Source organism: Pandoraea terrae (assembly GCF_902459695.1).
In the GTDB taxonomy this organism is placed as follows: domain Bacteria; phylum Pseudomonadota; class Gammaproteobacteria; order Burkholderiales; family Burkholderiaceae; genus Pandoraea; species Pandoraea terrae.
Genome location: NZ_CABPRZ010000057.1, coordinates 1 through 2646, shown reverse-complemented (window position 1 = coordinate 2646; position 2646 = coordinate 1). Strand labels below are relative to the sequence as shown.

At 62.8% G+C, this 2646-nt stretch carries 3 protein-coding genes; all 3 read left to right on the top strand.

What is annotated here, in order from left to right; all coding sequences use genetic code 11:
- Positions 1-82: 82 nt before the first annotated feature.
- The 3 genes from tnpA to tnpC all read left to right on the top strand — a co-directional run bounded on the left by tnpA (position 83) and on the right by tnpC (position 2592).
- Complete coding sequence (gene tnpA / locus PTE30175_RS27915) at positions 83-568, top strand: IS66-like element accessory protein TnpA (RefSeq protein ID WP_150700324.1); 486 nt, start codon at positions 83-85, stop codon at positions 566-568.
- Positions 549-902 (top strand): IS66 family insertion sequence element accessory protein TnpB, encoded by a 354-nt coding sequence (gene tnpB / locus PTE30175_RS27910; protein ID WP_150700323.1) that lies wholly within the window; start codon positions 549-551, stop codon positions 900-902. The genes tnpA and tnpB overlap by 20 nt, the downstream gene beginning before the upstream one ends.
- 82 nt (positions 903-984) lie before the next feature.
- Complete coding sequence (tnpC, locus tag PTE30175_RS27905) at positions 985-2592, top strand: IS66 family transposase (protein ID WP_150700322.1); 1608 nt, start codon at positions 985-987, stop codon at positions 2590-2592.
- Positions 2593-2646: the final 54 nt, after the last annotated feature.

Here is a 2646-nt window from a genome sequence, read left to right as displayed (position 1 = left end):
GTAAGCGCGAATTTATCAGCACGTATCCTCGGGCCTGAGGGCGGGGCAAGATGTGTCCACTGATTAACAGTGGACACATCCCATGACTCAGACAGACTCAGATACGGCATATCTCGCCGTTACCCTTGTAGGCCGCGACGGCAAACGGCGTTACGACTCGCAGTCCAAGCGCAGGCTCGTCGAGGCCTGCCTGCAGCCGGGCGTGTCAGTGGCGGGGTTGGCGCTGAAGGCAGGCGTCAACGCGAACTTGCTGCGCCGGTGGATCAAGCTGCATCAACAACGCTGCGGCATGACAGTGGCGAGGGAAGTCGTCGAGGATACGCCGACGCTTGTCGTGCCGTCGCCGTTCGTCGAGATCCAGCACCGCGCGGTGGTCGAGCGGACGGGCATCGTGCAGACCTGTCCCAAGCCCGCGCGGCCATCGCCCCGCGCGCCCGTGCGCTCGCAATTGACGGTGGAAATGCCCAACGGCATCACGCTACGGCTCGACTGTACGGGGCAGGATGCGCCGCTGGTATCGGCGATGATCGAGACACTGGGGCGCTGCGATGTTCAGGCTAGACGCTAGACTCAAGGTGTACCTTCATCGCGAAGCCGTCGACTTCAGGAAGTCGATCAACGGCCTGGCGACACTGGTCGAACAGGCCCTGGGGCTGGACCCGTTTGCACCGGCGGTCTATGCGTTCAGCAACCGGCGGCACGACCGGATCAAGCTGCTGTTGTATGACCGCACGGGCTTCTGGCTGCTGATGAAGCGCCTGGAAGAAGACCGCTTCGTCTGGCCGCGCCGGCAGCAGGCGGTGATGGAGATCACGACCGAGCAGCTTCATTGGCTGCTCGACGGCATCGATATCGAGGCGGTGCGCCGTCATCCTTCGCGGCAATACCAGCACGCAGGCTGAAGGTGCCGGGATGCAACGCTCGGGCTGGATGTTACAAATTCGGTAAACCCATTGGTCTGGCGGTTTCGCTATCGTGAGCGTCATGCCAGCACACGATCCCGCCGCCGGCTTGCCGCCAGAGGTTCGCGCCTATATCCGCGAACTCGAGGCCAGCAACCGCGAACTTCAGACCCGCAACCAGCAGCTTGCCCAGCGTATTGAGCAGCTCGAGGAGCAGTTTCGTCTCGCGCAATTGAAGCGCTTCGCACCGAGCAGCGAGAAGCTCAAGGATCGTGTGTTCGACGAAGCCGAACAGGCTGGCGCGACCGAACCCGTTGAAGACGATCCGGACGGCGTCTTTGCGCTGCCCGACACGGGCCTGCCAGCAGTTGACGGCCCGGGCCGCCAGAAACGGGGACGCAAGCCGCTGCCGGCCGATCTGCCCCGTACGCGTATCGAATACGACCTGGCCGACGATCAGAAGGTCTGCCCGTGCTGCCAGGGCGTCATGCACCGGATGGGCGAGCAAACGTGTGAGCAGTTGCATATCGAGGTGAAGGCGTCGGTGCTGCAGCACGTGCGCTTCAAGTATGCGTGCCGCCATTGCGAGCGCCACGCGGAGCGCACACCCATCGTGGTCGCCCCCATGCCGGCGCAGCCGCTGCCGGGCAGCAACGCGAGCCCGGCGATGATCGCCACGGTGATGACCGCCAAGTACGCGGATGGCACACCGCTTTACCGCATGGAAGACGCGCTGGGCCGTTCGAACATCGCAGTCGGTCGCGGCACGCTGGCGCACTGGATCATCCGGCCCGCCGAATTGCACCTGTCCCGGCTGTACGAGGCCATGCGTCGCACGCTGCGCTCGCAGTCACTGATCCACGGCGACGAGACGACGGTGCAGGTGCTCAAGGAAGATGGCAAGACCGCGCAGAGCAAGTCGTACATGTGGGTCTATCGCTGCGCCGAGGAAAGTGTCGAGCCGGTGGTGCTGTTCGAATACCAGCCCGGACGCGGACAGCAGTATCCTCAGGCCTTCCTGAAAGGCTATGCCGGCACGCTGATGACCGACGGCTACAGTGCGTGGCGCACGCTTGAAGGTGTCACGCACCTCGGATGCATGGCCCATGCGCGCCGGGCGTTTGATGAAGCGTACAAGGCGCTCAAGAAACCTGACGGTCGCGCACGCAAGGCGCTCGAATACTTCAAGGCACTGTACCGGGTCGAGACCCTTGCGCATGGCAAGTTACCCGAGGGGCAAACCCGGGAAGCCTACACGTACCGGCTGCGCCAGGAGCACAGCGTGCCACTGCTGGACGCATTCAAAATCTGGCTCGATGAACAGGCGCCACAGGTGCTGCCCGAAAGCCTGACCGGCAAGGCCATCAGCTACATGCGCAATCAATGGGAATACTTGCGGCGCTACGTCGAAGACGGTCGTGCGCCCATCGACAACAACGTTCTCGAACGAGACATCCGGCCATTTACGACCGGAAGAAAGGCGTGGCTGTTCAGTGACACTGTTGCCGGGGCGAAGGCTAGCGCGGTCATTTACAGCTTGATGCTCACATGTCGTGCGTGCAACGTCGAACCGTATGCGTATCTGATGCACGTGCTGACCGAACTGCCGCAGCGCGCACCGGATGCTGATATCAGCGACCTGCTGCCGTTCAACTTCGCGAAGCCGAACCAAGTACCGGCACCTGCCTGATCTAGCCACAGCCCACCGGCCAACTCTCTGCGGTGTGCGTAAATTCGCGCTTAC